The organism is Intrasporangium sp., from assembly GCF_035280925.1.
GTDB lineage: Bacteria > Actinomycetota > Actinomycetes > Actinomycetales > Dermatophilaceae > Intrasporangium.
This window is the reverse complement of sequence record NZ_DATEEY010000088.1, coordinates 1-15247: the sequence shown is the minus strand read 5'-3', so window position 1 is coordinate 15247 and position 15247 is coordinate 1. Positions and strand designations below refer to the sequence as shown.

13 protein-coding genes and 1 pseudogene are annotated in these 15247 nt (G+C 70.8%); 5 read left to right on the top strand and 9 right to left on the bottom strand.

Annotated features, from left to right (window positions below):
• Positions 1-102 precede the first annotated feature (102 nt).
• Together VJN29_RS09150 and VJN29_RS09145 are read left to right on the top strand one after the other, a co-directional pair.
• Positions 103-948 carry a GNAT family N-acetyltransferase gene (locus tag VJN29_RS09150; protein WP_324143315.1) on the top strand — a complete coding sequence of 282 codons (846 nt, stop codon included), beginning with the start codon at positions 103-105 and terminating at the stop codon, positions 946-948.
• A gap of 84 nt (positions 949-1032) precedes the next feature.
• Positions 1033-1800 (top strand): hypothetical protein, encoded by a 768-nt coding sequence (locus VJN29_RS09145; RefSeq protein WP_324143314.1) that lies wholly within the window; start codon positions 1033-1035, stop codon positions 1798-1800.
• Positions 1801-1909: 109 nt separating this feature from the next.
• On the opposite strand, the gene VJN29_RS09140 is transcribed toward VJN29_RS09145, so the two are convergent.
• Positions 1910-2761, bottom strand: coding sequence for a GNAT family N-acetyltransferase (locus VJN29_RS09140; RefSeq protein ID WP_414654338.1), 852 nt, complete (start codon positions 2759-2761; stop codon positions 1910-1912).
• Between the two features lie 242 nt (positions 2762-3003).
• Between VJN29_RS09140 and VJN29_RS09135 the strand changes: the two genes are divergently transcribed.
• On the top strand, positions 3004-3705 hold the full coding sequence (locus VJN29_RS09135; RefSeq protein WP_324143312.1) for a 4'-phosphopantetheinyl transferase family protein: 702 nt from the start codon (positions 3004-3006) through the stop codon (positions 3703-3705).
• 10 nt (positions 3706-3715) lie between these two features.
• Here VJN29_RS09135 and VJN29_RS09130 read toward each other — a convergent pair whose 3' ends face one another.
• The 7 genes from VJN29_RS09130 to ispG all read right to left on the bottom strand — a co-directional run bounded on the left by VJN29_RS09130 (position 3716) and on the right by ispG (position 11975).
• Complete coding sequence (locus VJN29_RS09130; protein WP_324143311.1) at positions 3716-5056, bottom strand: M1 family metallopeptidase; 1341 nt, start codon at positions 5054-5056, stop codon at positions 3716-3718.
• A complete protein-coding gene (locus tag VJN29_RS09125; RefSeq protein ID WP_324143310.1) occupies positions 5056-9039 on the bottom strand; it encodes a Pls/PosA family non-ribosomal peptide synthetase in 3984 nt (1327 codons plus the stop codon). Before VJN29_RS09125 ends, VJN29_RS09130 begins: the two co-directional genes overlap by 1 nt.
• Before the next feature lie 93 nt (positions 9040-9132).
• A complete protein-coding gene (locus VJN29_RS09120; RefSeq protein ID WP_324143309.1) occupies positions 9133-9519 on the bottom strand; it encodes a VOC family protein in 387 nt (128 codons plus the stop codon).
• 178 nt (positions 9520-9697) lie between these two features.
• Positions 9698-9865 carry a YciI family protein gene (locus tag VJN29_RS09115; protein WP_324143308.1) on the bottom strand — a complete coding sequence of 56 codons (168 nt, stop codon included), beginning with the start codon at positions 9863-9865 and terminating at the stop codon, positions 9698-9700.
• Positions 9862-10053 carry a hypothetical protein gene (locus VJN29_RS09110; protein WP_324143307.1) on the bottom strand — a complete coding sequence of 64 codons (192 nt, stop codon included), beginning with the start codon at positions 10051-10053 and terminating at the stop codon, positions 9862-9864. The genes VJN29_RS09115 and VJN29_RS09110 overlap by 4 nt, the downstream gene beginning before the upstream one ends.
• 89 nt (positions 10054-10142) lie before the next feature.
• Positions 10143-10811, bottom strand: coding sequence for a uridine kinase (locus tag VJN29_RS09105; protein WP_324143306.1), 669 nt, complete (start codon positions 10809-10811; stop codon positions 10143-10145).
• Between the two features lie 3 nt (positions 10812-10814).
• Positions 10815-11975, bottom strand: coding sequence for a flavodoxin-dependent (E)-4-hydroxy-3-methylbut-2-enyl-diphosphate synthase (ispG, locus tag VJN29_RS09100; RefSeq protein ID WP_324143305.1), 1161 nt, complete (start codon positions 11973-11975; stop codon positions 10815-10817).
• Between the two features lie 142 nt (positions 11976-12117).
• On the opposite strand from ispG, the gene VJN29_RS09095 reads away from it, so the two are divergent.
• A complete protein-coding gene (locus VJN29_RS09095) occupies positions 12118-13302 on the top strand; it encodes a zinc-dependent alcohol dehydrogenase (protein ID WP_324143304.1) in 1185 nt (394 codons plus the stop codon).
• A 117-nt stretch (positions 13303-13419) separates the two neighbouring features.
• Here VJN29_RS09095 and VJN29_RS09090 read toward each other — a convergent pair whose 3' ends face one another.
• Positions 13420-14766, bottom strand: coding sequence for a site-2 protease family protein (locus VJN29_RS09090; RefSeq protein ID WP_324143303.1), 1347 nt, complete (start codon positions 14764-14766; stop codon positions 13420-13422).
• Positions 14767-14823: 57 nt separating this feature from the next.
• Between VJN29_RS09090 and VJN29_RS09085 the strand changes: the two are divergent.
• Positions 14824-15247, top strand: a pseudogene (locus VJN29_RS09085) (hypothetical protein); the annotation flags it as partial.

Genomic DNA, 15247 nt, shown 5'->3' with positions numbered 1-15247 from the left:
ATGACCCATGGCGAGGTCATCGCCCGCGTGTCCCGGTGAACCGGGTGCGATCGGCGCAGAACTCGGTGGAGCACCCGGCCGGCGCCTTGGGAGAGTGGTCCCATGCCGCTGACCTCCGTGACGTTCCAGTGCACTCATGACCCGGCTGAGGCCAAGAAGTGGTTCGCCGGGCTCATCGCCGACGAGCCCGTGCCCATGTCCGTCATCGCCACCGTCGCCGACGCCCTGATCGCCGAGCCGGCCCGGTACGAGAACCCGCGCTGGTGGTCGGGCCGCGATGCATCCGGACGCGTGGTAGCGGCGTTCATGCACACCCCGCCATACCCGCTGCACGTGGCGCTTGCCACTGCGGACCAGGCGGTGGCACTCGCCGAGCAGCTTGCCGGACGCCGCGATCCACTACCGGGCGTCGGCGGCCGGCGCGGACCGGCCGAGGCCTTCCGTGACGCCTGGGTCCGGCTCACCAGGGCCACGGCCCGCACGCGCATGGGGGTCGGCGTCTTCGATCTGCCGCAGCGCCCTCGGCTGCCCTTCGACGTCCCGGGCAGCTATCGCCGGGCCCTGCGAGAGGAGCTGGCGCTGGCCGACACGTGGGCCCACGACTTCGCTGACGCGGTCCACGACTCGCCCGGTACGGCCCACAGTCTGCGAGCTCACATCGAAGCGGGACGGGTGGGCTTCTGGGTTGACGGCCGAAGGCCGGTCTCGATGGCGGTCGCCTCACCGGCCAACGGGGGCGTCACGCGGATCAGTTGCGTGTGGACCCCGGTCGATCTGCGCGGTCATGGTTACGCGTCCGCGGTCGTCGCCGCACTCAGCTCGGAGCGGATGGACGCAGGCGAGTCGTGCATGCTCCGCACCGACCTGGCGAACCCGACGAGCAACAAGATCTACCAGGCACTGGGCTACCGGCGCATCGGCGACGACATCACCATCGCCTTCACCTGAGGCGGGGGGTATCGCCGGTTGCCGGCCGTCCGTGCCCTGTTGTGCCTGCGAGCAGGGCGACAGGCAGTGCCCTATGGTGCTGGGATGACCACATTGGCGGGCTCCAGACGCGCACGGCGCGTCCTCGGCCTGCTCCTGCTGGTCAACGCGGTGGTCGTCGTCCTCTACGCCGGTCTCTTCGCCATCCACACGTTCGTCGTCGGCCTGCCCCGCGAGCTGACGCACATGGTGAACATGAACCGGGAGAGCACCCTCGCGACCTGGTTCGGGGCCGCCCTTCTCACGACCGCAGCGGTTCTGTCGATCCTGTCGGCCGCTCTGACGCCCGACGCGAAGGCGCGACGAGGCTGGATCGTGCTGGCCCTGGGGGTGACCTACCTGGCCGTCGACGAGGTCGTCCTGATCCACGAGCGCCTGCCGATGCTGTTCCGGCTCGACGGCGAGTTCGCGACACACGCCTGGCTGATCCCGGCCATCCCCATCGTCCTCATCGCCCTCGTCGTCATGGCGCACCTCCTCCGACACCTGCCGACCTACATGCGACCTGTGCTCCTCACCGGCCTCGCCGTCTTCACCGCCGGCGCCATCGTCATCGAGGGGCTCACCGGCTTCATCGGCGACGACATGGGCGGCCCGTGGTGGGACAAGGTGTTCTTCCCGGCGAGCGTCGCCCTCGAGGAGAGCCTCGAGTTCATCGGCGTGATCATCGTGGTGGCCGGCATCGTCGCCCACCTGGACCGTGTCGGCGTGTTCACCCGGCCCACGCCCGGGGTCCGGACACCGACGGAACCGGAATCGCCGATCTACGGGAACGCTCCGATGCGCGCCAGCGGCCCGACCATGATCGACTGAACGACTTCTGGGGTCTTGACCGCCCCAAAGCTGTTCACTCGATGGGGACGACGCGGTCAACGGGCCATCGACTGGAGGGATGGCGGCTGGGCGGTCGGCCGGAATCGCGCTACAGCAGCACTGTCGTGAAGGCGCCGACCTCGCGGAACCCGCAGCGGGCGTAGGTCGCGCGCGCGGCGACGTTGTAGTCGTTGACGTAGAGGGAGACCTCCTCGGCCAGTCCGCCGAGAATGTGCTCCATGACGGCGGCCATCGCCGGGACGGCGAGACCCTGGCCGCGCAGCCGTGGATGGACCCAGACGCCCTGGACCTGTGCACCTCCGAGGGCGAGGGAGCCGACATCGGCCTTGAAGATGACCTCGCCGTCCTCGACACGGATGAAGGTGTGCCCCTGCCGGATGAGGGCGGCGACGCTGGCCCGGTAGCCCCGGTCCGACCCGAAGAACGGGGGGTAGCCGATCTCCTCCGTGAACATGTGCGCAGCCGCCGGGACGACCAGGCCGACCTCGTCGAGACGCGCCGGGCGAACCCCCGTGTCGATGCGCAGACCGAGTTCGACGGGCCGGGTCGACGTGGCGAGCAGCGGCTGGTGCCGACGGATGGCACGGACCGGTCCCCACGAAGGGCCGAGCCGGTTCCACAGACCGACGACCTGCTCACTCGGCCCGAAGATCGAGGCGCACTGCCGGCGCTGGCGCATGATCCGCGCAGCGACGTCCGCGGTGCCGGCCTCGTCGAGTCCGACCGGCACGACGTTGGCCGAGGCCCAGGCCAACCCATCGAGGCGTCCGTCGACCCAGTGCCCGAGGAGTGCCCCCGGGTTGGATCGCAGCGCCCCCTCCTCGATCCGTGCGGCCACGAAGACGTTGGCCGGCCGGTCCCGGGCACACCACGCCAACGCCGTGTCGCGATCGGCAGCCGTCAGGGGCCGCACCGGGAGTCGTTGGCGAAGCACTCCCACACTCTGCCCGTCCGCGGGCCACGTGTCATCCCAGCACGCCGTCACGCCTCACCGACGCGGACCCCGGCCGTCGGCGTCGATCCCGCCCCGAGACGCCCCAAGAAGCCCCACGACGCTGCGAGCACACGCAGCATGCCGCCGAGGGCTCCGTCGGGTACCCATTCGGGGCTCGACCCGCGCGTCCGGCTGCACTGAGCGCAGGGGACGCGCGTCGAGGGAGCGCGTTGCGCCACCATGGACGGGTGACCGCATCCTCCAGCCACGGCGCTGTCACCGCTGTCACGGTGGACGTGTGGGTGCGGCGCGTGGCCGACCTCCCTGGCGGCCGTGACCTCCTCGACGAGCACGAGCGCGCAACGCTGGCTCGGATCGTCCGACCCGCAACGGCCATGGCGTATGCCGCTGGGCACGCTCTCGCGCGACGTGCCGTCGCGAGCGTGGTCGGGTCACCCCCGTCTTCGCTGCAGTTCGACCGGACGTGCGCGACGTGCGGCGCACCCCATGGTCGCCCCGTGCTCGTCGGATCCCGCGGTGTCCAGCTGTCCCTCTCGCGCTGCGATGACTGGGTCGCGGTCGCGCTCTCGACGGCGCTTCCGGTGGGCCTCGACATCGAGCCGATCGAGGGCGTCGGGTTCCCGGGCTTCCCGGACGTGGCGCTGCACCCGGATGAACGGGACGTCGAGAACACCTCGGCGGATGAGCTCCGGCGACGGGCCGTCAGCTGGGTGCGCAAGGAGGCCGCGCTCAAGTCGCTCGCGATCGGGCTGCGCACGGACCCGGCGGGACTGCGGACCCCGCCCAGCGGCATACCCAGTGAGGTGCTGGGGGACCAAGCCCGCCCGATCAGCGTCACGGTCCACGACCTGGCGCTGCCGTGGCCGGAGGCGGCGGCAGCGGTCGCCGTCGCCGGTCAGGCGAGGCGGGTCGACGTCCGCCACCGTTGACACTGCCTGCTCAGCTGCTGATTCCCGGCGGCCGCGGCAGATCGGGTAGAGCGGCGCCCCAGAGCCACTCGTCGAGCAGGTCCCCGGCGACGGTCCCGAGGTGCTGCGACGCGTGCTCCCGGAAGGCCTCGGTGGTGACCGACCCGTGCGCGTTGCCGGCCACCCAGTCGCGCAGCATCGCGAAGAAGCGGGGATCACCCGCCTCGAGGCGCAGTGCGTGCAGGGTCAGCGCGCCCCGCTTGTAGACCCGGTCGTCGAACATCAGGTCCGGGCCCGGATCGCCGAGGATCACCTCTTGCGGCAGTGCCGCGAGCCGGGACCAGTGCTCGCGAGCCGCGCGGTCCGCGGGGATGCCGTCGGCGGCTTCGCCCCAGAGCCACTCGGCGTAGCAGGCGAAGCCCTCGTTCAGCCAGATGTCGCGCCACGTGACGATCGTCAGGCTGTTGCCGAACCACTGGTGCGCCAGCTCGTGTGCGACGAGCCGCTCCTCCTTGCCCCTCCCCTGGAGCCAGTTGGGGCCGAAGGTCGCCATGCCCTGCGCCTCGAGCGGCATCTCGAGGTCGTCGGGCGTGACGACGACGGTGTAGCCGGTGTAGGGGTAGGCCCCGAAGAGTCGCTCGAAGACCTCCATCATCCGCGGCTGCCGGGACAGGTCCGCGCGAACCGGCGCGGCGAGGTGGGCCGGCAGGACAACCTCTTGCGGTACCGGTTCCTGCGCGAGGGTGAAGCGCGTGTACTGGCCGATGTGGACCGCCGCGAGGTAGGTCGCCATCGGCGAGCGCTGCTCGAAGACGCGGCTGGTGCGGCTGCCCCGCACGCGCTTCGAGGTGAGCTTGCCCGTCGCCACGACCTCGTACGGCGAGTCGCAGTCGATGGCGATGCGGTAGGTGGCCTTGTCGCTGGGGTGGTCGTTGCACGGGAACCACGTGGCCGCCCCCGAGGGCTGCGATGCGACGAGCACCCCGTCGTCGAGCTCCTCCCAGCCCACCGCGCCCCATCGACTGTTCGCCGGCCGGGGGTTGCCCCCGTACGTGACCGTCACGGTCGTCGTGTCCCCGGAGACGGCGGTGTCCGGGAGGCGCACCGTGATCCGGTCCCCCCGCTGGGTCCAGGATGTCGCTCGCCCATCGGTGGCCACCTTGCTCGCCCGGAGCCCGGCGAGGTCGACAGCGACTCGGTCGGTCTCCTCGAGGATCCTGACGTCCAGGGTCGCACGGCCGGAGAGCCGGTTGCTCGACACCCGGTACACGAGGTCGAGGTCGTAGTGCGTGACGGCGTAGCGGGCGTCCCCGCGCTCGGGGACGTAGGGGTCGAGGACGTGGAGGCCTCTGACCTTGGCCGATCGCGGCATCAGTCGCCGGCCTCCGCCCACGGCGCGATCGGGTTGCCCGTCCATCGGCTGCTCGCGGGCACCGTCTCACCACGAAGCACGAGGGAACCGGGGCCGACCGTCGCTCCCGCCCCGATCATGGCGGCGGGCAGGATCACTCCGTGGGGGCCGAGGGTCGCACCGGCGGCCAGGGTGACGGTGTCCATGCTCATGATTCGATCATGGAAGAGGTGGGTCTGGAGCACGCAGCCCCGGTTGACCGTGGCACCGTCCCCGAGCCGCACGAGGTCGGCCTCGGGCAGCCAGTAGGTCTCGCACCACACGCCATGCCCGATCTTCGCGCCGAGGCTGCGCAGCCAGATGTTGATGGCCGGGGTGCCGGTCGCCGTCCAGGCGAACCATGGAGCCGCCACCATCTCGACGAACGTGTCGACGACCTCGTTGCGCCAGACGAACGGGCTCCACAGCGGATGCTCGACGGCGCGGATGGGCCCGACGACGACCCACTTGGCCAGCACGGTGACGCCAGCCGCCACGGCCCCGACCGCCGCCAGGACGACTCCCCCCAGGACCGCGGCCTGCCAGACGCCCCAACCCTGGACGATGCCGGACAGTGCGACGAGCACCGCGACCCCCAGGCCGACGGTCACGGTGACGGGAACGATCCGGCAGAGCTCGACCACGGCCCGGATCAGCTTGAGTCGCACGGGCGGTTCGTACGTTCGCTCCGCATCGGTCCCCTGCGGTGCCCGACGGAGTCGTACGGGTGGGCTGCCGAGCCAGCTCGATCCCGCCTTGGCCTTCTCCGGGGCTGCCGAGAGGACGGCGACCAGGCCGTGTTTCGGTACCCGGCGGCCGGGCGCGGTCATGCCCGAGTTGCCGAGGAAGGCTCGCTTGCCCACCTTGGCCGGCGCGATGCGCATCCAGCCCCGGCCGAGCTCATAGCTCGCGATCATCGTGTCGTCGGCGAGGAAGGCTCCTTCGCCGATCGTGGTCATCCGCGGGAGCAGGAGGACGGTGGAGGCCTCGACCCCTCGGCCGACCCGGGCGCCGAGCAGGCGCAGCCACACCGGCGTGAAGAGACTGGCGTAGATGGGGAAGAGGATGGTCCGCGTCTGGTCGAGGAGGCGCTCGGTCATCCACACCTGCCAGCCCACCCGGCCGCGCACCGGATGGTGTCCCTCGGAGAGGCCGATGCCGAGGAGGCGGACGGTGAGAACGGTGAGCGCGCCGAGGGTCAGCATCCCGAGGACGGTCACGACGGGTACCGACAGGAAGGCCGTGATGGCCGCCTCCCGGAAGGACGTCTCGTCGCGGAGCCAGCCGGCGACGAGCAGCAGGCCGGGCACGAGCGCGGCGAGGGGGATGAGCGAGGAGAGGAAGGACGAGACACCGTAGAGCGCGACCCAGTAGGGCCGCGGCGCGGGACGCTCGGCCGGCCATTCGGAGTCCTCGGAAGGGACGCGGACGGCGGGCGAGCCCGCCACGGTCGCGCCCTTGCGCACGTCGGCGAGCACGGTGGACGCCGCTTGGACCACCGCTTCCCGACCGATGCGCACGTCGGGGCCGATCGTGCTCCGACCACCGATCCGGGCGTCGGCGCCAAGGTGGATGCGTCCGACGTGGATCACGTCGCCGTCCATCCAGTACCCCGAGAGGTCAACCTCTGGCTCGACGCTCGCCCCGTCACCGATGGTCAGCATGCCCGTGACGGGTGGGACGGTGTGGAGGTCGACGCCGCGACCGACCTGGGCACCGAGCGCCCGGGCGTAGTGGATGATCCACGGTGCCCCCGCCAGGCTGACCGCACCCATGACCTCGGTGAACCGCTCGGCCGCCCACAGCCGCAGCTGGACGTTGCCCCCTCGTGGGTAGGTGCCGGGCTTGATCCCGGCAAGGATGACGCGCGCCCCCGCGGCGCTGAGCGCCATCCGCCCGAGCGGGGTGACGAAGGCGAGCGCACCGAGGCCGACGACCCACCACGACACGGGGCGCGCCCAGGGCGCCAGGTCGAGCGCACGGAGCAGCTCGGTTGCAGCGACCAGCGCGACGAGCCACTGCAATGCCTTGACCGTGAGCAGGCCGAGTGAGATGACGGTCTGCACGAGCTGGGTCGACCGCGGGATCCGGCGGACCTCCCGCACGGTCACCTCGGAGAGGTCTGGCGCGATCGAGTCGAGGAAGTCGGCCTGCGCGCCGAGGCGCGGGTGGTCGTAGAGGTCGGCGACCGTGATCGTCGGGTACCGCTCGCGCAGCCGCGAGACCAGCTGCGCGGCGGAGAGGCTGCCGCCGCCGAGCGCGAAGAAGTCCGCGTCGATCGAGCGGGCGTGCGCCCCGAGAACGTCCGTCCACTGCTGGGCCAACCATGATGGTAGGCCGCTGAGCTCGCTCCCAGCGTCCACCTCCTCCCCGTCACCGGAGTCGGGCAGCGGCCACGGCAGTGCGTTGCGGTCCACCTTGCCCGAGGTCCGGGTCGGGAGTCTGTCAACGGTGGCGAGCAGCGGCACCAGGGCGGCCGGCAGCTCCTCGCGCAGGCGAGTGAGCGCGGCCTCGTCGTCGAAGTCGTCGGGGTTGGCGGAGTTGGTGGGCACGACGTAGCCGACGAGGACCTGGCTGCCGGCCGCGGTCGACTTGACGGCGGCAGCAGCTCCGGTGACCCCGTGGAGACCCTGGAGGGCGGCGTCCACCTCGCCCAGCTCGATCCGGCGGCCACCGAGCTTGACCTGCTCGTCCGCGCGGCCCACGAAGACCAGGCCCTCGGGGTCGTTGACCACGAGGTCGCCGGACCGGTAGGCGCGATCCCAGCCGAGGCCCTGCATGGGAGCGTACTTCTCGGCGTCCTTGACCGGGTCGAGGTAGCGGGCGAGACCGACCCCGCCGATGATGAGCTGACCCACCTCCCCCGGTCGGACGGGCTGCTCGGCGGCGTCGACGACGACGAGATCCCAGCCGTCGAGCGGCAGGCCGATGCGCACCGTGCCGCGCCCGTCCAGCAGCGCGCCGCAGGCGACGACGGTGGCCTCGGTCGGGCCGTAGGTGTTCCACACCTCACGGTCCGCGGTCGCGAGCCGCTCGGCCAGCTCCGGCGGACAGGCCTCCCCGCCGAAGATGAGCAGCCGCACCTGCTCGAGCGCCTCGGGGGGCCAGAGCGCGGCGAGGGTCGGCACGGTCGAGACGATCGTGATGCCCTGGGCGATGAGCCAAGGGCCGAGGTCGATCCCGGTACGGACGAGCGCGCGGGGGGCCGGCACGAGGCAGGCGGCATGGCGCCATGCGAGCCACATCTCCTCGCACGACGCGTCGAAGGCGACCGAGAGGCCTGCGAGGACGCGGTCGCCCGGACCGATCGGCTCCTCCTGGAGGAACATCCGCGCCTCGGCGTCGACGAAGGCGGCGGCCGACCGATGGGTGACGGCGACGCCCTTGGGCACGCCCGTCGACCCGGACGTGAAGATCACCCAGGCGTCCGCGTCGGCGGTCACTTCCGGGGTCCCGTCGGGGGTCAGGTCGGGCGTCACGTCGGGCGTCCCGTCGGGGTTCAGGTCGGGGGTCCGGTCGGGGGTCCGGGCGCCGGTCACGTGCGGCGAGCCGTCGCTGGAGGTCCGGGCGCCGGGACCTCTGGCGATGGTGCTGATCGCGCGGCCGGGGCCGACGACCGCCGTCACCCGCGCCTCCCCGAAGACGAGATCGGCGCGCTCCTGCGGGTCGTCGGCATCGACGGGCACATAGGCCGCCCCGGCCCGCATGATGCCGAGAATGCTGACGTAGAGGTCATGGGTGCCCGATGGTGCCCGGACGCCCACCGTGTCGCCGAGGCGGACTCCCTCGGCAGCGAGCTCGCGGGCCATCAGCTCAACGCGCTCGCCCAGCTCGGCATACGTCAGGACGCTGTGGGTGTCGTCGATGGCCGGGACCTCCGGGTGCGCAGCGATCGTCGCGTCGAGGACGTCGAGAAGAGTCCTCGGGGGCGCCGCCCGGACACCCGCCAGCAACGGATCGGACACGCGGCCCTCCTCCACACCGACTGACGCCCAGCCATGGACGTGGAACGAGTCTAGGGAGCCGGCATGAACGGCTGGCGCCGCCGCGCGGCAGACTCAGCTGCGGGATGCGGGCTGGAACAGCTCGACGAGATTGCCGTCCGGGTCGGCGACCAGGACCTGACGGCCACCGGGTCCGGTGACCACCTCACTGCGAAACGCCAGACCCGCCGCTCGGAGCCGGTCGACCTCGGCGTCAAGGTCATCGAGGACCAGGTGGATGCGGTTGCGTCCGGGAACGTTGGCCTCCTCCGGGGTGGCTCGGGCGCCGGAGCTGGCGGGACCGGACAGGAGCAGCCGCAGCGGACCGCGTCGCACGTCCGCAAAGGCGGGCGCAGCACTGCTGTCGAGGGTGAAGCCGAGGTGACCGGTGTAGAAGTCGATGGCTGCCTGCACATTCGTGACGAGGTAGCGGACACTGGCATGCTGGTCCTGGGTGTTCATGGGTCAAGCCTCCAGACCGGGTGCGTGTGTCGCAATGGTCAGTGCGGACGGATGTCGTCGTACCTGGCGATCACGCTCATCCCCTCACGTACCTTCACGACGCGAGGAGGGCAGCAGGACAGGAGCCCACCCGACTGCGCACGACGTCGTCGGCTGGTTATGAGTCTCGACGATGGCGTCACTCGGTCTGAGGCTGCGGTTTGAAGCGGCGCACCTCGTGGGGCCAGCCGCATGCCTCGGCGATCCTGCCCGCCCACATCTTGGCGGCCTCGTCATCGGCCACGTCCACGACGGCGAAGCCGCCCAGGACCTCCTTGGTCTCGACATAGGGTCCGTCGGTGGTCATGACGGAGCCGCTGGTGGGGTCGGCGCCGTAGACCGGGCCGTCCTCCTCCAGCCCCCGGCGAACACGTACACGCCCGCAGCCCTCATCTCGTCCACGACGGCCATGGCCAGCGGTCCGCGGCCGCGGAACCACTCCTCGGTGTGGTCGCCCACCCACTGCTGGGTGAAGTACAGGATGTACTCGGTCACGACTGCTCCTCCTGCTCTGGCGGACCCCGCTGGTCCGCGTTCACGGATCCCACGAACGGCGACCGGCGAATCCGACACCTGTGTACCGGTCAGCCGCGGAGGGCGACGCGGGGACGCCGGAGGTCGGTGTTGTCGAGGACCCAGGTCGCCCGTTCCCGCGGTCGCACCTCGTCGAGGTAGCGCCGTTGGCCATCGACGTACCGGTGGTTCGACTCCGCCTCGGGATCGGAGTCATGAGGGCCGGGGAACCGGGCGTTGCCCCGCGGCACCGACACCGTGAACGGCACGTCCACGAAGAGAGCCGCGTCCCAGGTGGACCGAAGCTCGGGGCGCTGGAGGAAGATCCCGTCGACGAGCAGCACAGTGTCCGGCTCGACCGGCACCGCGGGCACGCGGATGGGGCGGTCCTGCTCGACGTCGTTGACGGCGGAGGTGACGGCATCCCCGGCGCGGAACGGCTCCATGACCGCGGCCCGGAACGCCGCGTAGTCATAGGAGTCGCGATAGAACTGCTCCGGCCCGCGACCGTCGCGGTGGCGGACCTCGCGCGGGTGGTGGAAGCCGTCGATCGAGACCCGCACGACGTGGCGGCGATGCCCCACCAGCTCGGCGATCTCGTCGGCCACCACGGTCTTGCCGGCACCGTCCACACCGTCGACGGCGACCGCGATGCGCTGCTGCGGGAGGAGCGCGACGATCCGGTCGGCGAGAGCGAGCACAGCGGCATACCTCTCGACTGAGAGGAAGCCGGACCCCACGACTCAGCCGACGGTGATGGTGGGGGCGCCCGCGGACTCCTCGTCGACCGGCTCCCCCATCTCCTCGGCGATCCGCATCGCCTCCTCGATGAGCGTCTCGACGATCTGGCTCTCGGGAACCGTCTTGATGACCTCGCCCTTGACGAAGATCTGGCCCTTGCCGTTGCCGGAGGCGACGCCGAGGTCGGCCTCGCGAGCCTCGCCGGGGCCGTTGACGACGCAGCCCATGACGGCGACCCGCAGCGGGACGGTCAGGCCCTCGAGGCCGGCAGTCACCTGGTCGGCGAGGGTGTAGACGTCGACCTGCGCGCGGCCGCACGACGGGCACGAGACGATCTCCAGCTTGCGCGGCTTGAGGCCGAGCGACATGAGGATCTGGTTGCCGACCTTGACCTCCTCGACCGGCGGGGCCGAGAGGGAGACACGGATCGTGTCGCCGATCCCCTTGGAGAGCAGGGCGCCGAAGGCGGTCGCCGACTTGATCGTTCCCTGGAACGCCGGTCCGGCCTCGGTGACGCCGAGGTGCAGCGGCCAGTCGCCACGCTCGGCGAGCAGCTCGTACGCACGCACCATCGTGACGGGGTCGTTGTGCTTGACCGAGATCTTGAAGTCGTGGAAGTCGTGCTCCTCGAAGAGGCTCGCCTCCCACACGGCAGACTCGACGAGCGCCTCCGGTGTGGCCTTGCCGTACTTCTCGAGCAGCCGTTTGTCGAGGGAGCCGGCGTTGACGCCGATCCGGATCGAGACGCCCGCGTCCTTGGCGCGGCGTGCGATCTCGCCGACCTGGTCGTCGAACTGGCGGATGTTGCCCGGGTTGACGCGGACCGCGGCGCACCCGGCGTCGATGGCCGCGTAGACGTACTTCGGCTGGAAGTGGATGTCGGCGATGACCGGGATCTGGGACTTCCGGGCGATGGCCGGCAGCGCCTCGGCGTCATCCTGGCTGGGGCAGGCGACGCGGACGATGTCGCAGCCAGTGGCGGTCAGCTCGGCGATCTGCTGGAGCGTGGCGTTGACGTCCGTCGTCGGCGTCGTCGTCATGGACTGCACCGAGATCGGGAAGTCGCTGCCGACGCCCACCTTGCCGACCCGGATCTGGCGAGTCTGGCGCCGGGGCGCGAGCACGGGGGCCGGGGCCGAGGGCATGCCGAGGGAGACACTCATGATCGCCATTATCACCCCGACTCCGGGTGCCCTTGGTCATCAGGTTTCGTCGTGGAGGCCACTGGGCACGGTCCTTGCACGTGACGACGTCGCCGGCGACCGGCGCGGTGGCAGGGCGAGTGATGGGGCGAGGAGGACGCTGGTGAAGGCTCTGGTCTGGCACGGGAAGCGCGACGTGCGGGTGGATGAGGTCCCGGATCCCACGATCCAGGAGCCCACCGACGCGATCATCAAGGTGACCTCGACCGCGATCTGCGGCTCCGACCTGCACCTCTACGAGGTGCTGGGCGCCTATCTCACCCCGGGAGACATCCTCGGTCATGAGCCCATGGGGATTGTCGAGGAGGTCGGGTCCGAGGTCACCCACATCAAGCCCGGCGACCGTGTGGTCATCCCGTTCAACATCTCGTGCGGTAGCTGCTGGATGTGTGAGCGGCAGCTGTATGCCCAGTGTGAGACGACCCAGCAGCGGGAGCAGGGCAAGGGGGCGGCGCTCTTCGGGTACACGAGCCTTTACGGGGCCGTGCCCGGGGGCCAGGCCGAGTACCTGCGCGTGCCGCAGGCGCAGTTCGGGCCGATCCCGGTGCCGGAGGGGCCGTCAGACCAGCGATTCCTCTACCTCTCGGACATCCTGCCGACGGCGTGGCAGGGAGTGAGGTTCGCCGACGTCACGCACGGTGGCACCTTGGCCGTCCTGGGCCTGGGTCCGGTCGGGCAGCTCGCGGCACGGATCGGCCTGCACCTCGGTGCCGAGCGCGTCATCGGCGTTGACCTCGTCGCCGAGCGTCTGGCCCTGGCTGCCGAGCACGGCGTGGACACGCTCGACGTCAGCACCGTCGACGACGTTGCTGCGGCCCTCATCGAGATGACTGACGGCCGGGGACCCGACAGCGTGGTCGAGGCCGTCGGGATGGAGGCGCACGGCTCCCCCGCAGCGAAGGCCGCGCAGACCGCCGTGGGACTCCTGCCGGACACGCTGGCCAGGCCGCTCATCGACAAGATGGCCGTCGACCGGCTCGACGCCCTGCACACGTGCGTCAAGGCGGTGCGACGGGGCGGGACGGTCTCGGTCCTCGGCGTCTACGGCGGTGAGGTCGACCCGATGCCGATGATGGAGATGTTCGACCGTGGCATCACCCTGCGGATGGGCCAGTGCCACGTCAAGCGGTGGATCGACGACCTGCTGCCGCTCGTCCTCGACCCGGCAGACCCGCTCGGCACCGAGCACCTCGCGACCCACGTCCTGCCCCTGTCGGAGGCTCCGGAGGGTTACCGGACGTTCCAGGCGAAGGACGACGGTTGCATCAAGGTGATCCTCCGGCCCTGACGGCCGTGGAGCCCTGTGGCGGGCGCACGGCGCTCGGCCACACCAAGTGCGCCCGGCGAAGTTGCCGCCGGAGCGCCCCACGACCACGCCACGTCCGCCCGGCGAACCTGTGGTGCGTCAGCCGAAGATGCTGATGGGCTTGACGATGTCCGCGTAGATGAGCAGCACCGACATCGTGATCAGGACGAGTGACATGCCGTACGCGATCGGCAAGCCCTTGGCGACGTCGACGTAGCCGGGGTCGGGGCGATGGGTCAGCTTGGCCCAGCCCTTCTTGATCGACTCCCAGATCGCCCCTGCCACGTGCCCGCCGTCGAGCGGGAGCAGCGGGATGAGGTTGAACACGAACAGGGCCAGGTTGAGCGATGCGATCAGCAGGATGAGCTGGGCGATCTTGAGCCAGTTGCCACCCTGGTCGGCCGGGACCTCGAGCGCCGCGACCTCCCCGCCGATGCGGCCGACGCCGACGACCGAGATCGGGCCGTTCGGGTCGCGCTCACCGGGCCCGAAGGCGGCCTGCGCGACCCCGACCATCTTCTCGGGGATGCGCCAGATGATGGAGGCGGTCTCGAGGGTCCGGTCCCAGACGAAGCCGGGCGCCTCGGCCAGCGGCTTCGTGACGAGCTCCGAGCCGGGCGTGATGCCCATGAACCCCATCGACTCGAGGACGAGCCCGCCGTCCGTGGTGATCGCGTCGCCGTCCTCGTCGTAGGTGGCCCGCTCGAGCATCGCCGGGACCACCTGAAGGGTCACTTCGTCCTCGCCTCGCTGGACGAGGAAGATCATCTGCTTGCCACCGTGGTCCCGAATGGCAGCGGACACCTCTTGCCACGTGGTGATCGGCTGACCGTTGACGGCGATGATGCGGTCGTTCTCCTGGAACCCCGCGGCCTTGGCGGGCGAGGCCGGGTCGCCGGTGGCACAGGCCGGGTGTGGCGACTCCACGGTGGGGGTCGCGGTCGGCACGCACTCGGAGATCAGGCCGACCTTCGGCGCCACCTCCGGCAGGCCGTAGAGCGTGATGACGCCGGTGATGAGCACGAAGGCGATGAGCAGGTTCATCAACGGCCCGCCGAGCATCACGATGATCTTCTTGCCGGGGCTCAGCTTGTAGAAGACGCGGTCCCGGTCCTCCGGCCGCACCTCCTCCATCGAGTCGGCGCGGGCCTGGTCGACCATCTGGCTGAACCGGCCGGTGGAGACGTTCCGCAGCCGGCCTTCCTCGTCGCCTGCGCGGGGCGGGAGCATCCCCACCATGCGCACGTAGCCACCGAGCGGGATGGCCTTGATGCCGTACTCCGTCTCCCCGCGACGGCGGGACCAGATCGTCGGACCGAAACCGACCATGTACTGCGTCACCTTGACGCCGAACTTCTTGGCGGGCACGAGGTGGCCGATCTCGTGCAGCGCAATGGACAGCGCCACACCGACGACGACGACGAGGACCCCTAGGAGGAACAGCACGCCTCCATTGTCACATCGACAGCGCCACACCGAAGCCAGCAAGGCCATGATGGCCCCATGCGCGCGCCATCAGCGGACGACTTCCGGGCTCTTGCACGGTCGTCGCCCTGGCTGTTCACCACGCTGCACTTCACCCACCGGCCGACTGATCCTCGGCGGGTCGGCCCGGCAGAGGCCTGGCTCCAACGACCGGGACTGCTCCGCGTGGAGGACGAGAACGGCGCGCACGTCGTCACCGGCGTGCCCTACATGAGGCGCCGGCTCGCCACGGAGGGGACCTCCCCCGAGTGGTCGGTGTCGCCTCCCGACGAGCACGAGCCAACGCGGCGCCCCGACGGCCTCGTCGCCGCCCGACCGGCGGGCCTCGAGGTCGACTACGACGACCCGATGTGGCAGTCGTACGTCTGGGTGGCGATGCTCGACCCGGTCGAGCTGGCAACGGGCACACGCCTCACTGAGCTGGCCGCCACGGAACGGCGCG